Origin of the sequence: Pseudomonas sp. NY15435 (genome assembly GCF_048068295.1) — a bacterium.
In the GTDB taxonomy this organism is placed as follows: Bacteria; Pseudomonadota; Gammaproteobacteria; order Pseudomonadales; family Pseudomonadaceae; genus Pseudomonas.
The window spans coordinates 419,343-439,047 of record NZ_JBLUQA010000004.1 but is presented as its reverse complement, the minus strand read 5'-3'; the positions used below and the strand labels follow the sequence as shown (position 1 = coordinate 439,047).

The 19,705-nt window shown below is 64.7% G+C and carries 16 protein-coding genes; 14 read left to right on the top strand and 2 right to left on the bottom strand.

The window, feature by feature from the left end; translation table 11 throughout:
- The first annotated feature begins 51 nt into the window (after window positions 1–51).
- Window positions 52–2,442 (top strand): 7TM diverse intracellular signaling domain-containing protein, encoded by a 2,391-nt coding sequence (locus ACNFH5_RS12190; protein ID WP_416746228.1) that lies wholly within the window; start codon window positions 52–54, stop codon window positions 2,440–2,442.
- A 171-nt stretch (window positions 2,443–2,613) separates the two neighbouring features.
- Here ACNFH5_RS12190 and ACNFH5_RS12185 read toward each other — a convergent pair whose 3' ends face one another.
- Window positions 2,614–3,633 carry a branched-chain amino acid aminotransferase gene (locus tag ACNFH5_RS12185; RefSeq protein ID WP_416746226.1) on the bottom strand — a complete coding sequence of 340 codons (1,020 nt, stop codon included), beginning with the start codon at window positions 3,631–3,633 and terminating at the stop codon, window positions 2,614–2,616.
- Between the two features lie 375 nt (window positions 3,634–4,008).
- Window positions 4,009–4,818: an IclR family transcriptional regulator gene (locus tag ACNFH5_RS12180; protein ID WP_416746224.1), complete on the bottom strand. Its 810-nt coding sequence runs from the start codon at window positions 4,816–4,818 to the stop codon at window positions 4,009–4,011.
- A gap of 141 nt (window positions 4,819–4,959) precedes the next feature.
- Between ACNFH5_RS12180 and ACNFH5_RS12175 the strand changes: the two genes are divergently transcribed.
- From ACNFH5_RS12175 to ACNFH5_RS12115, 13 genes are all read left to right on the top strand, one after another.
- Window positions 4,960–5,346: a Zn-ribbon domain-containing OB-fold protein gene (locus tag ACNFH5_RS12175; protein WP_416746222.1), complete on the top strand. Its 387-nt coding sequence runs from the start codon at window positions 4,960–4,962 to the stop codon at window positions 5,344–5,346.
- A complete protein-coding gene (locus ACNFH5_RS12170) occupies window positions 5,343–6,494 on the top strand; it encodes a thiolase (protein WP_416746220.1) in 1,152 nt (383 codons plus the stop codon). Before ACNFH5_RS12175 ends, ACNFH5_RS12170 begins: the two co-directional genes overlap by 4 nt.
- Window positions 6,495–6,616: 122 nt before the next feature.
- Complete coding sequence (locus ACNFH5_RS12165) at window positions 6,617–8,752, top strand: acetate--CoA ligase family protein (protein WP_416746218.1); 2,136 nt, start codon at window positions 6,617–6,619, stop codon at window positions 8,750–8,752.
- Window positions 8,736–9,617, top strand: coding sequence for a MaoC/PaaZ C-terminal domain-containing protein (locus tag ACNFH5_RS12160; RefSeq protein WP_416746216.1), 882 nt, complete (start codon window positions 8,736–8,738; stop codon window positions 9,615–9,617). The genes ACNFH5_RS12165 and ACNFH5_RS12160 overlap by 17 nt, the downstream gene beginning before the upstream one ends.
- A 39-nt stretch (window positions 9,618–9,656) precedes the next feature.
- Window positions 9,657–11,015: an MFS transporter gene (locus ACNFH5_RS12155; protein ID WP_416746214.1), complete on the top strand. Its 1,359-nt coding sequence runs from the start codon at window positions 9,657–9,659 to the stop codon at window positions 11,013–11,015.
- A gap of 38 nt (window positions 11,016–11,053) precedes the next feature.
- On the top strand, window positions 11,054–11,458 hold the full coding sequence (locus tag ACNFH5_RS12150) for a PaaI family thioesterase (RefSeq protein WP_416746465.1): 405 nt from the start codon (window positions 11,054–11,056) through the stop codon (window positions 11,456–11,458).
- 4 nt (window positions 11,459–11,462) lie between these two features.
- The gene (locus ACNFH5_RS12145) at window positions 11,463–12,521 is read left to right on the top strand and encodes an acyl-CoA dehydrogenase family protein (RefSeq protein ID WP_416746212.1); all 1,059 of its coding nucleotides are present in this window, start codon (window positions 11,463–11,465) and stop codon (window positions 12,519–12,521) included.
- Window positions 12,522–12,529: 8 nt separating this feature from the next.
- Window positions 12,530–13,285, top strand: coding sequence for an enoyl-CoA hydratase/isomerase family protein (locus tag ACNFH5_RS12140; protein ID WP_416746463.1), 756 nt, complete (start codon window positions 12,530–12,532; stop codon window positions 13,283–13,285).
- Between the two features lie 16 nt (window positions 13,286–13,301).
- The gene (locus ACNFH5_RS12135) at window positions 13,302–14,447 is read left to right on the top strand and encodes an acyl-CoA dehydrogenase family protein (protein ID WP_416746210.1); all 1,146 of its coding nucleotides are present in this window, start codon (window positions 13,302–13,304) and stop codon (window positions 14,445–14,447) included.
- Between the two features lie 49 nt (window positions 14,448–14,496).
- The gene (locus tag ACNFH5_RS12130; protein WP_015475457.1) at window positions 14,497–15,414 is read left to right on the top strand and encodes an SDR family NAD(P)-dependent oxidoreductase; all 918 of its coding nucleotides are present in this window, start codon (window positions 14,497–14,499) and stop codon (window positions 15,412–15,414) included.
- A gap of 18 nt (window positions 15,415–15,432) precedes the next feature.
- On the top strand, window positions 15,433–16,410 hold the full coding sequence (locus tag ACNFH5_RS12125; RefSeq protein WP_416746208.1) for an NADH:ubiquinone reductase: 978 nt from the start codon (window positions 15,433–15,435) through the stop codon (window positions 16,408–16,410).
- Between the two features lie 246 nt (window positions 16,411–16,656).
- On the top strand, window positions 16,657–17,907 hold the full coding sequence (locus ACNFH5_RS12120; RefSeq protein WP_416746206.1) for an OprD family porin: 1,251 nt from the start codon (window positions 16,657–16,659) through the stop codon (window positions 17,905–17,907).
- A 224-nt stretch (window positions 17,908–18,131) separates the two neighbouring features.
- Entirely contained in the window at window positions 18,132–19,262 is a 1,131-nt protein-coding gene (locus ACNFH5_RS12115) for a TniQ family protein (RefSeq protein WP_138216944.1), read from the top strand.
- Window positions 19,263–19,705 lie beyond the last annotated feature (443 nt).

The window sequence follows — 19,705 nt, the reverse complement described above, 5'->3', positions numbered from 1 at the left end:
AGCGGGAGATGGGGATCTCCGGCGCGGCTGTCGGTGGCACTGCGGGGCACCATGCGGCACTGGCTGATCTTCCTGATCCTTCTCATCCTCTCGCCAGTGGCGAGCGCCATCAGCTTCGACGAGCACGTCGGGCAACTGCCCCTGGGGCGGGCGATGGATGTCTTCGAGGACGTCCGCGGCACGGCCGATATCGCCGAGATCAGCTCGCCGGCGCTGGCCGCCAGCTTCCGCCACCATGAGCGCGACGTGCTCAACGCCGGCTATTCGCGTTCGGTGTTCTGGCTGCGCCTGGACCTGGACTACCAGCCGCAAGCCTCGAAAGATCCTGCCAATTGGCTGCTGGAGTTGGCCTACCCGCCGCTGGACAAGCTCGACCTCTATCTCCCCGACGGCCAGGGCGGCTTCAAGCTCGCCCAGCGCACTGGCGATACGCTGCCGTTCGACAGCCGGCCGATCCGTCAGAACAACTACCTGTTCGATCTGAAGCTGGAGCCCGGCAAACCGCTGCGCGTCTACCTGCGGCTGGAAAGCCAGGGCTCGATCCAGGCGCCGCTGACGCTCTGGTCGCCCAAGGCCTACCTGGAGGAACAGCCGCAGCGTATCTACGTGTTGGGCATCATCTACGGTGTGCTGCTGGTGATGCTGATCTACAACCTGTTCATCTTCCTCAGCGTGCGCGACACCAGCTACCTGTATTACATCCTTTATATAGCCTCGTTCGGCTTCTACCAGATCTCGGTCAACGGCGCCGGCATCGAGTATTTCTGGCCGAACAATCCCTGGTGGGCCAATGCCTCCACGCCCTTCCTGATCGGTTCGGCCGGGCTGTTCGGCTGCCAGTTCGCCCGCAGCTTCCTGCACACCCGCGAGCACAGCCTGTGGATCGATCGCATCCTGCGCGTATTGATGGGCGTTGGTGCGCTGGTGATGGTGCTGGCGCTGACCGTCAGTTACGCCATCGCCCTGCGCCTGGCCACCTACCTGGCCTTGGCCTTTACCGTGGTGATCTTCACCGCCGGCATCCTCGCCTGGCTGCGCGGCATGCGCGTGGCGCGCTACTTCATCTTCGCCTGGAGCGCCTTCCTGCTCGGCGGGGTGATCAACACGCTGATGGTGCTGGGCTTCCTGCCCAACGTGTTCCTCACCATGTACGCCAGTCAGATCGGTTCGGCGCTGGAGGTCGGCCTGCTGTCCCTGGCGCTGGCGGACCGCATCAACGCCATGAAGGAGGAGCGCACGCGCATCCTCCAGGAAACCAGCCGCAAGCTGGAGCAGCTGAACCTTGAGCTGGCCAGCAGCAACCGTCTGAAGGATGAGTTCCTCGCCACCGTCACCCATGAGCTGCGTACGCCCATGAGTGGGGTGATCGGTTCACTGGAGCTGATGCAGACGGTGCCCATGGACATCGAGCTGACCCAGTACCACAAGACCGCCACCGGATCGGCGCGCGACATGATGCGCATGGTCAACGATATCCTTGCGCTGATCGAGCTGCAGGCCGGCAAGCTATACCCGCGCCGCGAGCCGTTCAGCCTGCGCGGCCTGTGCGACGGCTTGCGTGCGCAGTACGCACCGCGTGCCGAAGAGCGCGGACTGCGCTTCGTCCTGCAACTGGACGAGAGCCTGCCCGACACCCTCGAGGGTGACGCCGGCAAGCTGACCCAGGCGCTGGGCTACCTGATCGACAATGCCATCAAGTTCACCCACCAGGGTGGCGTGCACCTGCGGGTTGGCGGTGTGCCCAACACTGAGGGGCTGGCGCTGCGCATCGAGGTCCAGGACAGCGGCATTGGCTTCTCCACCCCGCCGGATGGCGCGCTGTACCAGCGCTTCTTCCAGCTCGACGGGTCGCTGACCCGCGAGTACGGTGGCCTGGGCATCGGCCTGGCGCTGTGTCGCAAATTGGTCGCGCTGCTGGGTGGCACGCTGGCCCACGACTCCATGCCTGGGCAGGGCAGCCGCTTCGCCCTGGAGCTGCAGGTTGGTCAGCCGGTGCAAAGCATCGCTCCGCCGCCGCGCCGCGCGGGTGGCCAGGTGCTGCGTAGCCCGGACCAGTGCACCGTGCTGGTGGTGGAAGACAACGCCATCAACCAGTTGGTGATCCGCGGCATGCTGCTCAAGCTCGGTTACCGCGTGCGCACCGCCGACAACGGCGCCGAAGCTATCGAGCTGCTGCGTCGGGAGGCTATCGACACCGTGCTGCTGGATTGCCAGATGCCGGTGATGGACGGCTTCGCCACGTGTCGGGCGATCCGTACGCTGCCGCGTTGCGCCGACCTGCCGGTGCTGGCGATCACCGCCCACAGTCATAGCGGCGACCGCGAGCGCTGTCTGGCTGCCGGCATGAGTGACTACATGGCCAAGCCGGTGAAGTTCGAGGAACTGCAAGCGTTGCTGCACGACTGGCTGCTGTGCCAGCCGGCGCTGCCGAGCCACGCCTGAGGCTGGACTATGCGTAGGAGCGGACTTCGTCCGCGATAGGTTCGCATCGCGCAGGATAGCATCGCGGACAGAGTCCGCTCCTACGCAATGACGGGCCCTCTGACAATCCAATGAAAAACGCCGCGATCCCTTTCGGTATCGCGGCGTTTCTGTTTCTGCGAGCTGTCAGGCTCAGACCTTCACGACCCAGCCTTTCGGGCCTTCCACGTCGCCCTTCTGGATGCCGGTCAGCTCTTCGTAGAGGCGACGGGTCACCGGGCCGACGTCTTCGCGGCTGAAGAACACATGCAGGTTGTCCTTGTACTGGATGCCGCCGATCGGGGTGATCACCGCCGCGGTACCGCAGGCGCCGGCTTCCTTGAAGCGGGCCAGGTCGTCGATCTGCACGTCGCCTTCGACCACTTTCAGGCCCAGGCGCTGTTCGGCCAGTTGCATCAGCGACAGACGGGTGATGCCCGGCAGTACCGAGCTGGAGCGCGGGGTGACGAACTCATTGTCGTGGGTGATGGCGAAGAAGTTGGCCGAGCCCACTTCCTCGATGCGGCTGTGGGTGGCCGGATCGAGGTAGATGCAGTCGGCGAAACCGTCTTTCTTGGCCTGGGCGCCGGGCATCAGACTGGCGGCGTAGTTGCCGCCGACCTTGGCGGCGCCGGTGCCGTTGGGGGCGGCGCGGTCGTAGGTGGAGATCACGAAGTCATGGGGCTTCATGCCGCCCTTGAAGTAGGCGCCGACCGGGATGCAGAACACCGAGAAGATGAATTCCGGAGCCGGGCGCACGCCGATGTTGTCGCCAACACCGATCACGAACGGGCGCAGGTACAGCGCACCGCCGGAACCGTAAGGGGGAATGAAGCGCTCGTTGGCGCGCACGACCTGTTTGCAGGCCTCGATGAATTGCGCTTCGGACACTTGCGGCATCAGTACGCGGGCGCAGCTGCGGGCCATGCGTGCGGCGTTCTGGTCCGGGCGGAACAGGTTGATCGAGCCATCCTTGCAGCGGTAGGCCTTCAGGCCTTCGAAGCACTGCTGGCCGTAGTGCAGGGCGGAGGAGCCTTCACTGATGTGCAGGGTGTTGTCTTCGGTCAGCTTGCCGTCGTCCCACAGACCATCGCGCCAGTGGGAGATGTAGCGAAAGTCGGTCTTGATGTAATCGAATCCGAGCGTGCCCCAATCGATGTCTTTCTGTTCCATGGTTGCCTCATTCAATGGGATTACCTGCGGCGGTCGCGAGCCATGCGGGGCTGGCGAACATCCGGGCAGAGGGTTTGGCGGGCTCTGGCGGCGGGCTGCCCGGATCGCGCGGGGATTCGGGCGGGCGGCGGGAACGGTGTTCTCCGCGGGATGGTCACTGCCAGGACTCCATCAAGACCTGCCATGATACCGGCGATAATCGCGGCTGTGGGCCCCTGGCGGCGAATATCGATGCCATCAGTCGCATCGGCGATGTAGCGACGGGTGTGCTGGCGCGCGGCGGCTCGCGGTGCGGTTTCGCGCCAGATCCGCTGGTTGCGTTGAAATGGCATCCATATTTGTGAATGCCATTTCATATGGTGAATATCTATCGACTTATTCCGCTGGGCCACTCTGCGGGAATAGCGAGCGACTGATGAAGCGGGCTGTCTCGTGCAGGCTGGCGCCGATCTGCTCCAGTTTCTCGCGGTCGTGCTGGGCGCTGATGCCGATGCCGGAGATCACGAAGCGTGGCTGCCGGTCGTGATCGGTGATCGCGCTGGCGACCATGCTGACGCCGCGGTACAGGTGGTCCTGGTCGATGGCCCAGCCCTGCTCCAGTGTGTCGCGAGCGTCGCGCTGGTACTCCTCGAAGCTGGGTGGGGCTTCCCAGCGCACCCGAGTCAGGCGGCGGCGCAGTTCATCCTCGGGAAGATTGCGCAGGCCGGCGATACAGCGTCCGGCGGCGCCCACCAGTTCCGGCAGGCGCGAGCCGACGGCGACGTTGACGTGCGCCACGGTCGGGGCGGAGACGGCGATCACGCGGATGTGCGCATCGTCGGTGACCTGCCACAGGGTGATCAGGATGTTGTGGCTGGTGCTCAGGCGCTCCAGTTCCGGCTGGATCAGGTCGGCGTAGCTGCGGCCGATGAAGCTTACCGCCAATTCCGACAGGCCCAGGCCCAGGCGATAGGTCTTGGTTTCGTTGTCGAACGAGGTCAGCGCCTCGTTACTCAGTGTGCGCAGGATGTTGAAGGTGGTGCTCGGGCTGATGCCGGTGGCGCGGGCGATGGCGGTAGCACCCTCGGGGCCTTCGGCATTGGCCAGGTGGCGCAGGATCTGGATGGCATTCACCACGGCGCCGACATCCTTGGCGCCGCCGGTGCGTTTGCTGCTGGCTTCTTCGACGGTTTTTTCAGTGGTCATATTCTGTATTCTGATTGACATTCAGTATTGTGAATGTATTCTGACCCTGCGACGCCTGCAACGGCTTCCGTGAAGCTGGCTTGGCATGGGCGGTAACGCACTTTGCAACAAAGGCAGAACAAGAACAAAGGAGAAACCTCAATGGTGGATTTCCCCGACCGCAACATGCCAGGGCCGGAGGCGCAGTACCTCGCCTTCCTCGCCCAGGGTCGCTTCATGTTGCAGCGCAGCGCCTCCACCGGCCGGCACGTGTTCTACCCCCGCACTCAGGTGCCCGGCAGCGGCGAAACGGACCTGGAATGGGTCCCCGCCAGTGGCCTGGGTACCCTTTATGCCCTGACCGTCAATCGCGCCCGCAGTGGTGACTACAACGTCGCCCTGATCGACCTGGATGAAGGCGTGCGCATGATGTCCCGAATCGAAGGACACCTCAGCCTGCCCATCGGCACCCGCGTGAAGGCGCGCATCGCCCAGCAGGAGAGCGGCGCTGTCGTCGTCTTCGAGCCCCTGGCGGAGGTGCAGCCATGAGCCAGGTCCTGCGCGGCAAGACCGCAATCGTTGGCATCGGCAGCGCCGGTATCGGCGAAGCCCACGGCTACAGCGCCATGGAACTGCTCGGCCAGGCCTCGATGAAGGCCATCGCCGATGCGGGACTTGCGCTCTCGGATATCGACGCGGTGTTCTCCGCCACCAGCTCCCACGCCTTCCCGACCCTCTCGGTCTGCGAATACCTTGGCATCAAGCCAAAATTCGTCGATGGCACCAACGTCGGCGGCTCCAGCTTCGAGTTGCACCTGCTGCAGGCGACCCTGGCCCTGGAGGCCGGGCTGTGTGACGCGGCGCTGATCTGCTACGGCTCCAACCAGCGCACCGCCGGCGGCAAGCTGGTATCGATGAGCGAGCCGCAGTGGCACGAAACACCCTACCAGCCGCGCCACCCGATCACCGCCTATGCGCTGGCCGCCAGCCGGCACATGCATCAGTACGGCACCACCCGCGAGCACCTGGCCGAAGTGGCCGTGGCCGCCCGTGGCTGGGCCAACCTCAATCCCGAGGCTTTCGCCCGTGGCCCGCTGAGCATCGATGAGGTGCTCGCCGCGCGGATGGTCAGCGATCCGCTGAGCAAGGCCGATTGCTGCCTGGTCACCGATGGTGGCGGCGCCTGCGTAATGGTGCGCGCCGACCGTGCGCGGGACCTGCCCAGGGCGCCGATCTACTTCCTCGGCGCGGCCGGCGCGCAGTGGCACCGTTCCATCGTCGCCATGCCCGACCTCACCGTCACTGCCGCTTCCGAGAGCGGCCCGCGTGCCATGCAGATGGCCGGTGTGAAGCACTCGGACATCGACCTGGTCATGGTCTATGACGCCTTCACCATCAATACCATCCTGTTCCTCGAAGACCTCGGCTTCTGCCCGAAAGGTGAAGGCGGCCGCTTCGTCCAGGGTGGGCGCATCGCTCCTGGCGGTGAGCTGGCGGTGAACACCAATGGTGGCGGGCTGTCCTGTGTGCATCCGGGCATGTACGGCATGTTCCTGATCATCGAGGCGGTCACCCAGTTGCGTCGCCAGGCCGGTGAGCGCCAGTTGAAGAAAGCCGACGTGGCGCTGCTGCACGGCAACGGCGGCACGCTGTCCAGCCAGGTCACCGCGCTGCTCGGCACCCAGAACGTGCTCTGAAATTCGGGCAAGACGCCCTCCCGGTGGCTACCTGCGATAAGCGGGCGGCCCGCCGTGGACGCGCTCGCCCTCGCGCCGGGATGGCCTCGTCCGGCACCCGTTATCTGTTCAGGTGGAACGTCATGTCAGTGAGTCACTTGCAACACACAGCCTTCGCCAGCCTTACCCCGCTGATCCAGCCGCGCTCGGTCGCCGTGGTTGGCGCCTCCAGCGACCCGCACCGCATCGGTGGCCGCCCCATTGCCTACATGCTGCGCAATGGCTTCACCGGTCGCATCCTGCCGGTCAACCCCAATCGCACCGAGATCCAGGGCCTGCCGGCCTATGCCAGCGTCGACGCGCTGCCCGAGGCGCCGGACGTGGCGATCATCGCGGTGCCCGCGCCACAAGTGCTGGAGACCGTCCAGGCACTGGGGCGCAAGGGCGCGCGCAGCGCCATCGTGTTTTCCTCCGGCTTCAGCGAAGTCGGCGAGGAAGGCGTGGCCATGCAGGACGCCATCGTCGAAGCCGCCCGCGTGGCCAACATGCGCCTGCTGGGGCCGAATGCGCTGGGCGTGTTCAACGCCAACCTGGGCTACTACGCCTTCTTCTCCACCAGCCTGGAGCGCGGTATTCCGCTGGCCGGGCGGGTCGGCATCGCCACCCAGTCCGGCGCCTACGGCGCGCACCTGCTGGGCCTGTCGCGGCAGCGCGGGCTGGGTACGCCGATCTGCGTCGCCACCGGCAACGAGGCCGACGTCACCCTGGGCGATGCCATCGGCTGGCTGGTGGAATCGCCAGAGGTCGACGTGGTGATGGCCTACGCCGAATCCATCCGCAACGTCGACAGCTTCCTCGCCGCGCTCGATGCGGCCCATCGCGCCGGCAAGCCGGTGATCCTGCACAAGGTCGGGCGCAGCGAGCTGGGCGGCCGCGCGGCCATGTCCCACACCGCCTCCCTGGCTGGCGACGACAAGGTGCTCGATGCGGTGCTGGCCGACTACGCGGTGGTTCGCGCGCGCACCACCGAGGAACTGGTGGACATCGCCTACCTCGCCACGCAGCGCATCTACCCGGTGAACAACAGCCTGGGGATGATCACCGTCAGCGGTGGCGCCGGAATCATCGTCAGCGACGCCGCCGAGGATTTCGGCCTGCCCATGCCACCGATGCCCGAAGCGGCGCAGGCGCGCCTGAAACAGCGTCTGCACTATGCCTCACCGCTCAACCCGGTGGACTGCACCGCCCAGGCGCTCAACGACCTGAGCCTGGTCCACGACTTCACCGAATCCATGGTGGTGGACGGTGGCTACCGCTCGCTGATCGCCTTCTTCACCCAGGCCGGTACCGCCGCCTCCATCGGGCCGCGTCTGGCCGAGCAGTTCGCGCGGATCAAGGCCGACCACCCGGATCGCCTGTTCGTCGTCTCGGTGATGGGCGAGGGCGAGGAGCTGGCGCCGTACCAGAAGGCCGGCTTCGCCCTGTTCGAGGACCCGACCCGCGCGGTGCGCGCCATCCAGGCCATGGGGCAGTTGGGCGAGGCCTTCGCCCGACCGCTGCGCAGCATTCCCGCGCCCGGTGGCGTGGAGCTGCCGGCCAGCACGCCCGGTGAGGCTGAAGCCAAGCAACTGCTGGCCCGCGCGGGCATCGAATCGGCGCCCGAACGGGGGCTGAAAAGTGCTGCGGAAGCCGCCGCATTCGCCGAGCAGATCGGCTTCCCGGTGGTGCTGAAAATCGCCTCGGCGGACATCCTGCACAAATCGGAAATCGGCGGTGTGCTGCTCAATGTGAACAGCGCCCAGGCCGTGCGCGAGGGCTATGCACTGCTGCTCGAACGCGCCGCCGAGCATGCACCGAACGCTCGCCTCGATGGCGTGCTGGTGGCTCGTCAGCTGCAGGGCGGCGTCGAGTGCTTCATGGGCATCCAGCGCGACCCGCAGTTCGGTCCGGTGGCGGTATTCGGCCTCGGCGGCATCTTCGTCGAGGTGCTCAAGGACGTGGTGTTCCGCCGCTGCCCGTTCGGCGTCGACGAGGCCGAGCAGATGATCCGCAGTATCAAGGGCGCGCCGCTGCTGCTGGGTGCCCGCGGTCGCCCGGTGACCGACATCAAGGCGCTGTCGCGGGTGCTCGCGCAGCTCTCGCAGTTCGCTGCCGAGGCTGGTCCGCGCCTGCGTTCGGTGGACCTCAACCCGGTCTTTGCCATGCCCGAAGGGCAGGGCGCCTGGGCCGCCGATGCGGTACTGGAAGTGAAGGAGGTGGCCCATGGCGCTGAATCCTGAGCACCTGCTGAACTACCCGATCCCTGAGGTGCGGCAGCGTTTCAGCCGCCACGACAGTGCTTTCTATGCGCTGTCCGTGGGGCTCGGCGCGGACCCGATGGACGAGCACCAGCTGACCTTCGTCGACGCCAATCGCGACCTCCAGGCGCTGCCCTGCATGGCCGTGGTGCTCGGCCACCCCGGCTTCTGGCTGGGCAACCCGGACACTGGCGTCGATGCACTGCGCCTGGTCCACGGCGAGCAGAGCATCGAGTGGCACAAGCCGCTGCCGGTGGAGGGAGAAGTGATCGGCCGCACCCGCGTTACCGGGCTGGTCGACAAGGGCGCCGGCAAGGGCGCGCTGCTCTATAGCGAGAAGGTCGTCAGCGATGCGCAGAGCGGTGAGGTGCTGGCGATTGCCCGTGGCACCACCTTCCTGCGCGGTGACGGCGGTTTTGGCGGCGACAGCCAGTCGCTGAGCCAGCCGCACCGCTTGCCCGAGCAGGCGCCGGACCTGGTCATCGACCTGCCGACACGCCCCGAACAGGCGCTGCATTACCGCCTCAACGGCGACGACAACCCGATCCACGCCAGCCCGGCGGCGGCCGCCCGCGGTGGTTTCCCCAGGCCGATTCTGCATGGCCTGTGCACCCTCGGCGTGGCTTTCCACGCACTGCTGCGCGGCTTCGCCGACTACCGCGCGGAGCGCTTCGCGCACCTGCAGGTGCGCTTCTCCGCACCGGTGTTCCCCGGCGAAACCCTGCGTACCGAAATCTGGAATGACGGCTCCTTCCGCACCCGCGTCGTCGAACGCGACGTGGTGGTGCTGGACAACGGCCGCGTGCGCCTCACCCCGGAGATGGGAGAACACGCCGGGCGGGCATAGCGCGACGACGACCTCAACCAACCTGCGAGAACAACAACAATGAACGCACCCGACAGCTTGGCCCAGAGCGCCGCGATTCCGCGGCGGACTCTGGTGATCGCCTTCCTCTTCTGCTTCCTGGGTCTGCTTGCCGACGGCGCAGACCTGATGTTCCTCGCCTACAGCCTTAACAGCCTCAAGGCCGAATTCGGCCTGTCCAACTTCGAGGCGGGTTCGCTGGGCAGCATCACCCTGGCCGGCATGGCCATCGGCGGCATCTATGGTGGCTGGGCGTGCGACCGCTTCGGTCGGGTGCGCGTGGTGACCTGGACCATCCTGGTGTTCTCCGTCGGCACCGCATTGCTGGGCCTGGCGCACAACTACTGGGCCTTCGCGCTGATCCGCTTCGTCTCCTCGCTGGGCCTGGGCTCGCTGTTCGTGGCCTGCAACATCCTGATGTCCGAGTTCGTCACCGCGAAGTACCGCACCACCATCCTGGCGACCATGCAGGCCGGCTGGACCGTCGGCTACCTGGTGGCGACCGTCCTCGCCGGGCAGATCATCCCCGACTACGGCTGGCGTGCGCTGTTCTTCACCGCAATCGGTGCGGCGCTGATCTGCCTCGCGCTGCGGCCCTGGGTGCCGGAGTCGCCGTCGTGGCTGGCGGCTCGTGCACAACGCGTGCAGCGGGCCAGCAGCGGGCGCCAGCAAGCGGTTGCCAGCGGCGGCATGCGCCAACTGCTGGTCGATCCGTCCACCCGACGCATGTTCCTGCTGTGGAGCCTCACCTCGTGCTTCCTGCTGTTCGGCTACTACGGCACCAACAACTGGATGCCCTCGTACCTGGAGAGCGAGCTGGGCATGAACTTCAAGTCCATGACCGGCTACATGGTCGGCACCTACACCGCGATGATCCTCGGCAAGGTGCTCGCCGGGATCGCCTCGGACCGCTTCGGCCGCCGCGCCACCTTCGCTGCCGGCGCCATCGGCACCGCCATCTTCATGCCGGTGATCGTGTTCTGGCACACGCCTGACAACATCGTCTGGATTCTCGCGCTGTTCGGTTTCATCTACGGCGTACCGGTGGGCGTGCTGGCCACCTACATGACCGAGAGCTTCTCCACCCAGGTGCGCGGCGCTGCCGTGGGCACTTCCTACAACCTCGGCCGCATCGGCGCGGCAGTGGCCCCGGCGGCCATTGGCCTGCTGGCCTCCCACGTGTCCATCGGCGCGGGCTTCCTGGTGATGGGCATCACCTACGTCATCACCGGCCTGATCCCCGCGCTGATGATCCCCAACCGGCTGTATGACCCGAACCGCGAAGCGCGTTCGACGCAGGCCAGCCCCCCCGCGCGTACACCGGCGCACAGCACTGCCCGCCCGCTGGGCCAACCCGTCACGGAGGAAAGCCTGCGATGACCGATCTCACCCGCGCTGCCAATGCGCCCGGGCCGGACATGTTCCCCCGCGATCGATACACCTTCCAGGAGTTCCTCGGCCTGGAGCGCTGGGTCGATGGCGAGGTGGTGCGGGTACGCCTGCGCCACCGCCCGGAGCTGATGAACTACATCGACAGCTTCCACGGCGGCGTGCTGATGAGCGTGCTCGATGCCGCCATGGCCGGGGCAATCCGCGCGCAGATGCCGGGCTGCTCGATGGTCACCATCGACATGGCCACGCACTTCATGGGCAGCACGCGCGGCGAGATCAACGCTGTCGGCCGGGTGCTCAAGCGCACCCGCACCCTGTGCTTCTGCGCGGCGGATATCTACGACGAGGCCGGCGAGTTGATCGCCAGCGCCACCGGCAGTTTCAAGTACCGGCCCGCGGCGGCCGGAGCTGTTCAACCGACACGGGAATGACGAAATGACCGACCACACCGCGATGGCCGAGGAGCGCGAAGAGCGCCTGCGGCTGATCCGAGACAGTGCCGCCTCCCTGGTCCCGCGCGGCGGCGACCTGGGCCGGGTGCGCCGCCTGCGCTTCCAGCAGGCGAGCGTTGACCGTGACGCCTGGGGCGAAGTCTGCGCCATGGGCTGGCCGGGTCTGCGCCTCGCTGAAGAGCTGGGCGGCAGCGGTCTGGGCATGGCCGAGTACACCGCGCTGCTGGAAGAACTCGGGCGCGGCCTGCTGCCCGAGCCGCTGATCGAGGCGAGCCTGGTCGCTCCCTTGCTGCCGGCTGACGAGCGCGACGCCCTGCTGGCCGGCGAGCGCTTGGTCCTGCCCGCTGGAATCGGCTACGAGGCGGGTGCCGCCTTGCCGGTGCTGCGCGATGGCCAGTTGCGCGGCGAGATCGCCCATGTGGCCTTGGGCGCTGCGGCCGATGCCTGGCTGGTCGCCTGCAACGTCGGCCTTGCACTGGTGCAGCGCAATGCCGAGGGACTGAGTATTCATCAGGAACCGACCCAGGACGGCGGCCACCTGGCGCGCCTGCGCTTCGATGGCACGCCGGCGCAACTCGTCGAAGCTGCGCCCGCAGCGCTCGATGAGTCGGCACTGGCCTGCGCCGCCTACCTGGTGGGGCTGATGGATGCGGCCTTCGAACAGACTCGCGACTACCTCGGCGTGCGCCGCCAGTTCGGTCGCGAGATTGGCAGCTTCCAGTCGCTGCAGCACCGCATGGTCGACCTGAAGCTGCAGATCGAACTGGCCCGCGCCATCGTCGGGGAAGCGGCCACCGCCCTGGACGCCGGCGCGCCGGCCGCACAGGTACAGCGACTGGTGTCCACCGCCAAGGTGCGTGCCGCTGAAGCGGCCATGCTGGTAACCCGCCAGGCGATCCAGCTGCACGGCGGCATCGGCTACACCGACGAAGCGGACATCGGCCTGTTCCTGCGCCGCGCCATGGTGCTGCTCAATAGCCAGGGCTCGCTGGCCTTCCACCGGGCGCGCTACATCGCCCTGCTGCATGCGGAGGTGGCGTGATGAGCGAGATGCTGCTGCAGGAAAGCCATGGCTCGGTGCGTCTGCTGCGCTTCAACAATCCGGCGCGGCGCAATGCGCTGTCCCCCGCATTGCGCGCCGAGTTGCTCGACGCACTGCGTGAGGCGGACGCCGATCCCGCCGTGCGCAGTGTGGTGCTCACCGGTTCGGCGGAAGTCTTCAGTGCCGGCGGCGACCTCAGTGACATGCACGTCACCGATCTGAACGCCGGCCGCGTACGCATGCAGAAGAACGCCGACCTGATCCGCCAGATGCTGCGCATGGGCAAGCCGATCATCGCCGCCATCGAAGGCTGGGCGGTGGGCGCCGGGCTGTCGGTGGCGCTGGCCTGCGACAGCCTGGTGTGTGGCGGCACGGCGCGCTTTGCCGCGGGCTTCGGCAAGGTCGGATTGATCGCCGATCTCGGCCAACTGCACACCTTGCCCGCGCGTGTCGGCATCGGTCGCGCCCGGCAGGTGCTGATGTTCGGCCAGGTGATCGAAGCCGAGGAAGCGCTGCGCATTGGCCTGGTGGACCAGCTCTGCGCGCCGGGTGCTGCGCTGGATGCAGCCCTTGCGCTGGCCGCGAAGGTGGAGCAGCAGGCACCGCTGTCGCTCGCGCTGACCAAGGCATTGCTGGCCGACGGCCTGGAACTGCTGCTCGAACGCGAGGGCGATTTCCAGAGCCAGCTGTTCCTCAGCGCCGACCATGCCGAAGGCAAGGCGGCGTTCCTCGAAAAACGTTCCCCGAATTTCCGGGGCCAGTAATCAAGAGAGCAGTGACATGACCGATTACAACGCCCTGGGCGATGACGAATTCCGCCGGCTGGTGCGCGAGTGGGTCGCCGCCAACTACCCGCAACGCATCCGCAACCCGGCCCACCGCCTGGGCCGCGACGACACCTGGGAGTGGTACCAGGCGCTGTCCAAACAAGGCTGGCTGTGCCCCGGCTGGCCAGTGCAGCACGGCGGCATGGGGCTGTCTGCCGGCAAGCAGCTGATCATGATCGAGGAGATGGAAAACTACGGCTGCGCGCGCCTGCCCGACAGCGGCATCACCATGCTCGGCCCGCTGCTGATCCGCTATGGCAGCGACGCCCAGCGCGAGCGCTTCCTGCCGCGCATCCTCAGTGGCGAAGACATCTGGTGCCAGGGTTACAGCGAACCCAACGCCGGCTCCGACCTGGCCAGCCTGCGCACCGAGGCGGTGCTGCGTGACGGCGAATGGGTAATCAACGGCCAGAAGACCTGGACCACCATGGGCACCGAAGCCAACTGGATCTTCGTGCTGGCGCGCACCGAGCGCAGCGCCAAGGCGCAGCAGGGCATCAGCTTCCTGCTGGTGCCGATGGGCAGCCCTGGCGTCGAGGTGCGGCCGATCCTCAACCTCGAACTGCAGGGCGAGTTCTGCGAGGTGTTCTTCAACAACGTGCGGGTGCCGCAAGAGAACCTCGTCGGCGCGGTCAACCACGGCTGGGGCATGGCCAAGGCGCTGCTGGGCTTCGAGCGCATCTTCCTAGGTTCCCCCAAGCAGGCCACCTTCGCCCTCGAACGCCTGGTGCGCCTGGCGCGTCACCAGGGGCTGTGGGACGACCCGGTGTTCGCCCAGCGCTTCGCCGCACTGAGCATGGACCTGGACTGCCACAAGGCGCTCTACGAGCGCTTCGCCGAACGTCTGCGGCGGGGCGAGGAACTGGGCCCGGACGTTTCCCTGCTGAAGATCCACCAGTCCGAGCTGTACCAGCGCATCAGCGAGCTGGGGCTGGAGATCGCAGGCCCTGATTCGGCGCTGCTCAATCCGTTCAGCGACGATCCCGAGCTGCACCCGGCGGGCATCTTCATCCAGTCGCGACCCACCACCATCTACGGCGGCACCAACGAAATCCAGCGCAACATCCTGGCCAAGGCCGTGCTCGGCCTGCCGAGCTGAGCGTGTGCGCAACGAACTCCCTGATTGAACGAACAGTAAGGAATTAGCGATGACCCAACGACTCAACGAAGGCAAGGTAGCGATCGTCACCGGCGCCGGTGGTGGCATCGGCCGCGAGATCGCCCTGGCTCTGGCCGACAGCGGCGCGCGGGTACTGATCAACGATATCGGCGTGTCCCTGCAAGGCGAGGGCGGCTCGGCCTCCCCGGCCGAGGAAACCCTCGGGCTGATCCGCCAACGCGGCGGCGACGGCGCCATCAACACCGACAGCGTGTCGGACTGGGACAGCGCCCGGCGCATCGTCTCCAGCGCCATCGACGCCTTCGGCCGCGTCGACATCGTGGTCAACAACGCCGGCATCCTGCGCGACACCATCTTCCACAAGATGAGCGCCGAGGACTGGCTGTCGGTGATCAACGTGCACCTGAACGGCAGCTTCTTCGTCAGCCGCGCCGCCGCCGAGCACTTCCGCGCGCAGAACAGCGGCGCCTTCGTGCACATGACCAGCACCTCGGGGCTGATCGGCAACTTCGGCCAGGCCAACTACTCGGCGGCCAAGCTCGGCATCGTCGCCCTGAGCAAGTCCATCGCCCTCGACATGCAGCGCTACAACGTGCGCTCCAACTGCATCGCGCCCTTCGCCTGGAGCCGCATGACCGACTCCATCCCGGCCGAGACGCCAGAGCAGAAGGCGCGGGTGGAAAACCTGCAGCGCATGACGCCCGACAAGAACGCGCCGCTGGCCGTGTACCTCGCTTCCGACGCCGCCAGTGCGGTCAACGGCCAGGTGTTCGCCGCGCGCAACCACGAGATCTTCCTGATGAGCCAGAGCCGCCCGCTGCGCAGCGTGCACAGCGACAACGGCTGGACCCCGCAGAGCATCGCCGAGCACGGCATGCCGGCGCTGCGCGGCAGCTTCATGGACCTGGCGCGCAGCCCGGACGTGTTCTCCTGGGACCCGATCTGACCTTTCGGAGGCAGGCGCATGTTCAAGACCCGATTCACTGAAGCCTTCGGCGTCGAGCACCCGATCATGCAGGGCGGCATGCAGTGGGTGGGCCGTGCCGAGATGGCGGCGGCCGTCGCCAACGCCGGCGGCCTGGCCACTCTGTCGGCGCTGACCCAGCCGACTCCGCAGGCGCTGGCCGACGAGATCGCGCGCTGCCGCGAACTCACCGACAAGCCCTTTGGCGTCAACCTCACACTGTTGCCGACGCAGAAGCCGATTCCCTACGCCGAGTACCGCGCGGCGATCATCGAGGGCGGCATCCGCGTGGTCGAAACCGCCGGCAACAATCCTGGCGAACACATCGCCGAGTTCCGCCAGCACGGGATCAAGGTGATCCACAAATGCACCGCCGTGCGCCATGCGCTCAAGGCTGAGCAACTGGGTGTCGATGCGGTGTCCATCGACGGCTTCGAGTGCGCCGGTCATCCGGGTGAGGACGACATTCCCGGCCTGGTCCTGCTGCCGGCGGCGGCCAACCGGTTGAGCGTGCCGATCATCGCCTCCGGTGGTTTCGCCGACGGGCGCGGGCTGGTGGCGGCGCTGGCGCTGGGGGCCGACGCGATCAACATGGGGACGCGCTTTCTCAGCACCCGCGAATGCCCGATCCACCCGCAGGTCAAGGCGGCGATCCGTGCCGCCGACGAGCGCTCCACCGACGTGATCATGCGTTCGTTGCGCAACAGCGCACGGGTCGCCCGCAACGCCATCAGCCAGGAAGTCCTGGCCATCGAGGCGCGCGGCAACGCCACCTATGCCGACATCGCGGCACTGGTCAGTGGGCTGCGCGGTCGCACGGTCTACGAGCAGGGCGACACCGACCTGGGTATCTGGTCGGCGGGCATGGTCCAGGGCCTGATCGATGATGAGCCCAGCTGCGAGGAGCTGCTGCGCGACATCGTCGAACAGGCACGCCAGCTGATCCGCCAGCGACTGGAGGGGCTGCTCATCCAGTGATTTTCAATTTGGCGGCGTGGGAGCAAGCGCTTTTTCTGGACGCCTGTGCCTGGGCTTGCCCTCTCCCCCCGCCCTCTCCCTGACGGGAGAGGGCGCTGTCCGTGCCGGCTGACGCCAAGGTTTCAACCTGCACCGAACGGTCCCCTCTCCCTTCAGAGAGAGGGTTAGGGAGAGGGAATGGGCCTGCACGGACTTTCATGAAGCAGCGACGCCGCCTTCACCTCACCTGACGAAGAGACAACAACAATGAAAAATCTTCCCGTACGGGCGCTCGTTTCGGGCTTCGCCTGCCTGCCCCTGTTCGCCCACGCGGACTTCATCGCGGACAGCAAGGCCAGCCTGGAACTGCGCAATTTCTACTTCAACCGCGACTACCGCCAGAGCGGTGCCGCGCAGTCGAAATCCGAGGAGTGGGCGCAGGGATTCCTGCTGCGCTTCGAGTCGGGCTACACCGAGGGCACGGTCGGCGTGGGCGTCGATGCGCTCGGCCTACTGGGGATCAAGCTGGACTCCAGCCCGGACCGCACCGGCTCCGGCCTGCTGCCGTATTCGGCCAGCGACAAGCGCGCCGCCGACGACTACAGCGACCTGGGCGTGACCGCCAAGCTGCGCGCCTCGAAAAGCACCCTGAAGGTCGGCACGCTGCTGCCGAAAATGCCGGTGGTGCAGTACAACGACACGCGTCTGCACCCGCAGACCTTCCAGGGCGGCCTCGCCGAGATCAATGAGATCGACGGCCTTTCCGCGCAACTCGGCCAACTGCGCCAGGTGAAGCAGCGCGACTCGACCAACGACGAAGACCTGTCGATGACCCGTGGCAACAAGCGCAACATCGTACTCGGCAGCCACACCAGCAGCGACCGCTTCAATCTCGCCGGCGGCACTTACCGCTGGACCGACAACCTCAGCACCAGCTACCACTACGGCGGCCTGGAGAACTTCTACCGGCAGCACTACCTGAGCGTGGTGCACACCCTGCCGATCGCCGAGGGCCAGTCGCTCAAGTCCGACATCCGCTGGGCGCGCTCCACCGATGACGGCGGCAGCAACGTCGACAACCGTGCGCTCAACGCACTGTTCACCTACCGCATCGGTGGTAGCGGTTTCGGTGTGGGCTACCAGCGCATGTCCGGCGATACCGGCTTCGCCTACCTGTCCGGCACCGACCCGTACCTGACCAACTTCGTGCAGATCGGTGATTTCGCCAACAAGGACGAACGCTCCTGGCAGGCCCGCTACGACTACGACTTCGCCGGCCTCGGCCTGCCCGGCCTGACCTTCATGACGCGCTACCTGCAGGGCGATCACATCGACCTGCTCAACGGCCAGGGGCGCGGCAAGGAATGGGAGCGCGACACCGATATCGGCTACGTCATCCAGAACGGTCCACTGAAGAACCTTGGCTTCAAGGTGCGCAACGGCGCCTTCCGCAGCGATTTCGGCAACGATATCGACGAAACGCGGGTGATCGTCAGCTACCAGATGCCACTCTGGTAATAGTCGCTACGGGCGGTGGCGGTTTGGCCAGAATCGCCCTGTGGTCCTGAGTAATAAATATTGACAGCGGACTGTCGGTGTTCAGCGGGCTGTATAGAGTTCTCAAATGCCTAGAAGAGAATAAATTCTGACAAAAAAACAGTAGGTGTGGAGAAACTGGCGAATGATGAGATAATAAATTCTGACATGTTTGCCCACTTCCTCGAGATTGCTGTCAGAGCTTTATGTCCCCAATAGGCTTCTTCCCCAGTCCGCTTCCCGATGAGTCCTTTGAGTCTTTAATTTATAGATATACGCACTTGCAATGTGTTGTTACCTCTCAAGGGTTTCGAGAGGTTATATGTGTTTTATTTGGGATGAATAAAAGTCCTGCAAGCCTTGGTAAGGCGGATTTGTTGTATTTTTCGAATCGGGTTTCAAATTCTGATTTGGGTTTTTTTGAAGAGCTATTAAGGTGTCACTCTTATTATTTTCTGTTATCCAGTTTCTCTTTTGTTGATGAGCTAAAGATGGTGAGGTCAAATCTTCCTTCTGCACATGTTGAGGAGAGAGTTACCACTGGAGCGTTCTTTGAGAGAAAATATTGCCCATTATGCCTTGATAGCGATATTGAAGACTTTGGTGCGGCTTATTGGCATCGCGCGCACCAGTGTCCTGGTGTTAGCTGCTGTTGGAAGCATAGTGTTGAATTAATGGCTTTGGATTATGTGCGGCTTTCCGAGTTTTCATTTTCTAAAAGCTATGCAAAGCTCGTGCAGTCACCACGCGAAATAAAATATGTCTCTTGCGCAGCAAGATTGCGATACGCAAAGTTTTTTAAAGTAATTCTGGATTGTAATTTGGTTGGTCTTGATATTTCAGTCTTGGAACGGGTTCTGGATTATTACTTGTGGAGTCGGCGATGTATTTTGAATGAGTGCTGTATTGTCTCTAGAGTAAAGGAGCTTGATGGGTATAATGATATCTCAAGAAGGTTGCTACATTATGAGTTTCACGGGCCTGTACTTTTTAGTCTAGGCAAGGTTGGGGATTTGGAGCTGTTAATTTGCTATTTGTCCACTGTTTTTGATGTGGAAGATTTTTTGAGGCTTTGCTCTAGTGGGTTGTTGGAAGGGTTGGAGGCTGGATATGATGTGCTATGTAGGACATATCCCGCTATAAACTGGCAGTGGGTTTTTAAAAGGGAATTGATCTGCGCGAAACCTGGGGCGTACAGCGCCTTTTTGATTTCCGAAATAGAGCGGTTTGATCGTGATTGGTGTCTTCGATTTTTTGATATAGTTGAGGCTGATAAAAAACGGCCTGGGCTAGTATTAATGAGCTTTTGCTTTCGAGAGATTTATATTTCTCAATAGTATGTAGAGGTTAGGTATACCTAATTCGTTGGCATTGAACGCGATGACGATCCCTATCACACCATCATCCCGGCCATTGAAGTCCTTCGCTTCTTCTACGGGACTTCGGATAGGGTCACCAAGCTCACTCGCGACGCCCATGCCTAACCTTCAGCAGTGTAGTAAGCAGCCGCCATATGAAATGGCCGGCGCTCGCGGCGGAGAAGTAAGGACGGTGACCTACAAAAAAATGCGAAAAAAAATCGGAAAGCCTGACTGAAAAATGACGCGAAAAGAGCCGTGCTAGAGAGCTTAAGGGTGCCTGTAAAATAGGAAAGCTCTCGAGCCGGACGACCTTCCGTCGGAGCAGAAGAGATTCACCTCAGAACGCGGAAGCGACCACCCCAAGGCGCCTGAGCCTCGCCCAGGCAGCCGTGGGGAGTCACCAGGGGCCGCTACCCTAC

Coding starts and splice junctions, on each gene's coding strand:
- ACNFH5_RS12130 (WP_015475457.1), top strand. CDS start 14,497: ATGACCCAACGACTCAACGAAGGCAAGGTAGCGATCGTCACCGGCGCC.
- ACNFH5_RS12135 (WP_416746210.1), top strand. CDS start 13,302: ATGACCGATTACAACGCCCTGGGCGATGACGAATTCCGCCGGCTGGTG.
- ACNFH5_RS12185 (WP_416746226.1), bottom strand. CDS start 3,633: ATGGAACAGAAAGACATCGATTGGGGCACGCTCGGATTCGATTACATC.
- ACNFH5_RS12180 (WP_416746224.1), bottom strand. CDS start 4,818: ATGACCACTGAAAAAACCGTCGAAGAAGCCAGCAGCAAACGCACCGGC.
- ACNFH5_RS12125 (WP_416746208.1), top strand. CDS start 15,433: ATGTTCAAGACCCGATTCACTGAAGCCTTCGGCGTCGAGCACCCGATC.
- ACNFH5_RS12155 (WP_416746214.1), top strand. CDS start 9,657: ATGAACGCACCCGACAGCTTGGCCCAGAGCGCCGCGATTCCGCGGCGG.
- ACNFH5_RS12145 (WP_416746212.1), top strand. CDS start 11,463: ATGACCGACCACACCGCGATGGCCGAGGAGCGCGAAGAGCGCCTGCGG.
- ACNFH5_RS12160 (WP_416746216.1), top strand. CDS start 8,736: ATGGCGCTGAATCCTGAGCACCTGCTGAACTACCCGATCCCTGAGGTG.
- ACNFH5_RS12150 (WP_416746465.1), top strand. CDS start 11,054: ATGTTCCCCCGCGATCGATACACCTTCCAGGAGTTCCTCGGCCTGGAG.
- ACNFH5_RS12165 (WP_416746218.1), top strand. CDS start 6,617: ATGTCAGTGAGTCACTTGCAACACACAGCCTTCGCCAGCCTTACCCCG.
- ACNFH5_RS12170 (WP_416746220.1), top strand. CDS start 5,343: ATGAGCCAGGTCCTGCGCGGCAAGACCGCAATCGTTGGCATCGGCAGC.
- ACNFH5_RS12190 (WP_416746228.1), top strand. CDS start 52: ATGCGGCACTGGCTGATCTTCCTGATCCTTCTCATCCTCTCGCCAGTG.
- ACNFH5_RS12120 (WP_416746206.1), top strand. CDS start 16,657: ATGAAAAATCTTCCCGTACGGGCGCTCGTTTCGGGCTTCGCCTGCCTG.
- ACNFH5_RS12175 (WP_416746222.1), top strand. CDS start 4,960: ATGGTGGATTTCCCCGACCGCAACATGCCAGGGCCGGAGGCGCAGTAC.
- ACNFH5_RS12140 (WP_416746463.1), top strand. CDS start 12,530: ATGCTGCTGCAGGAAAGCCATGGCTCGGTGCGTCTGCTGCGCTTCAAC.
- ACNFH5_RS12115 (WP_138216944.1), top strand. CDS start 18,132: ATGTCCCCAATAGGCTTCTTCCCCAGTCCGCTTCCCGATGAGTCCTTT.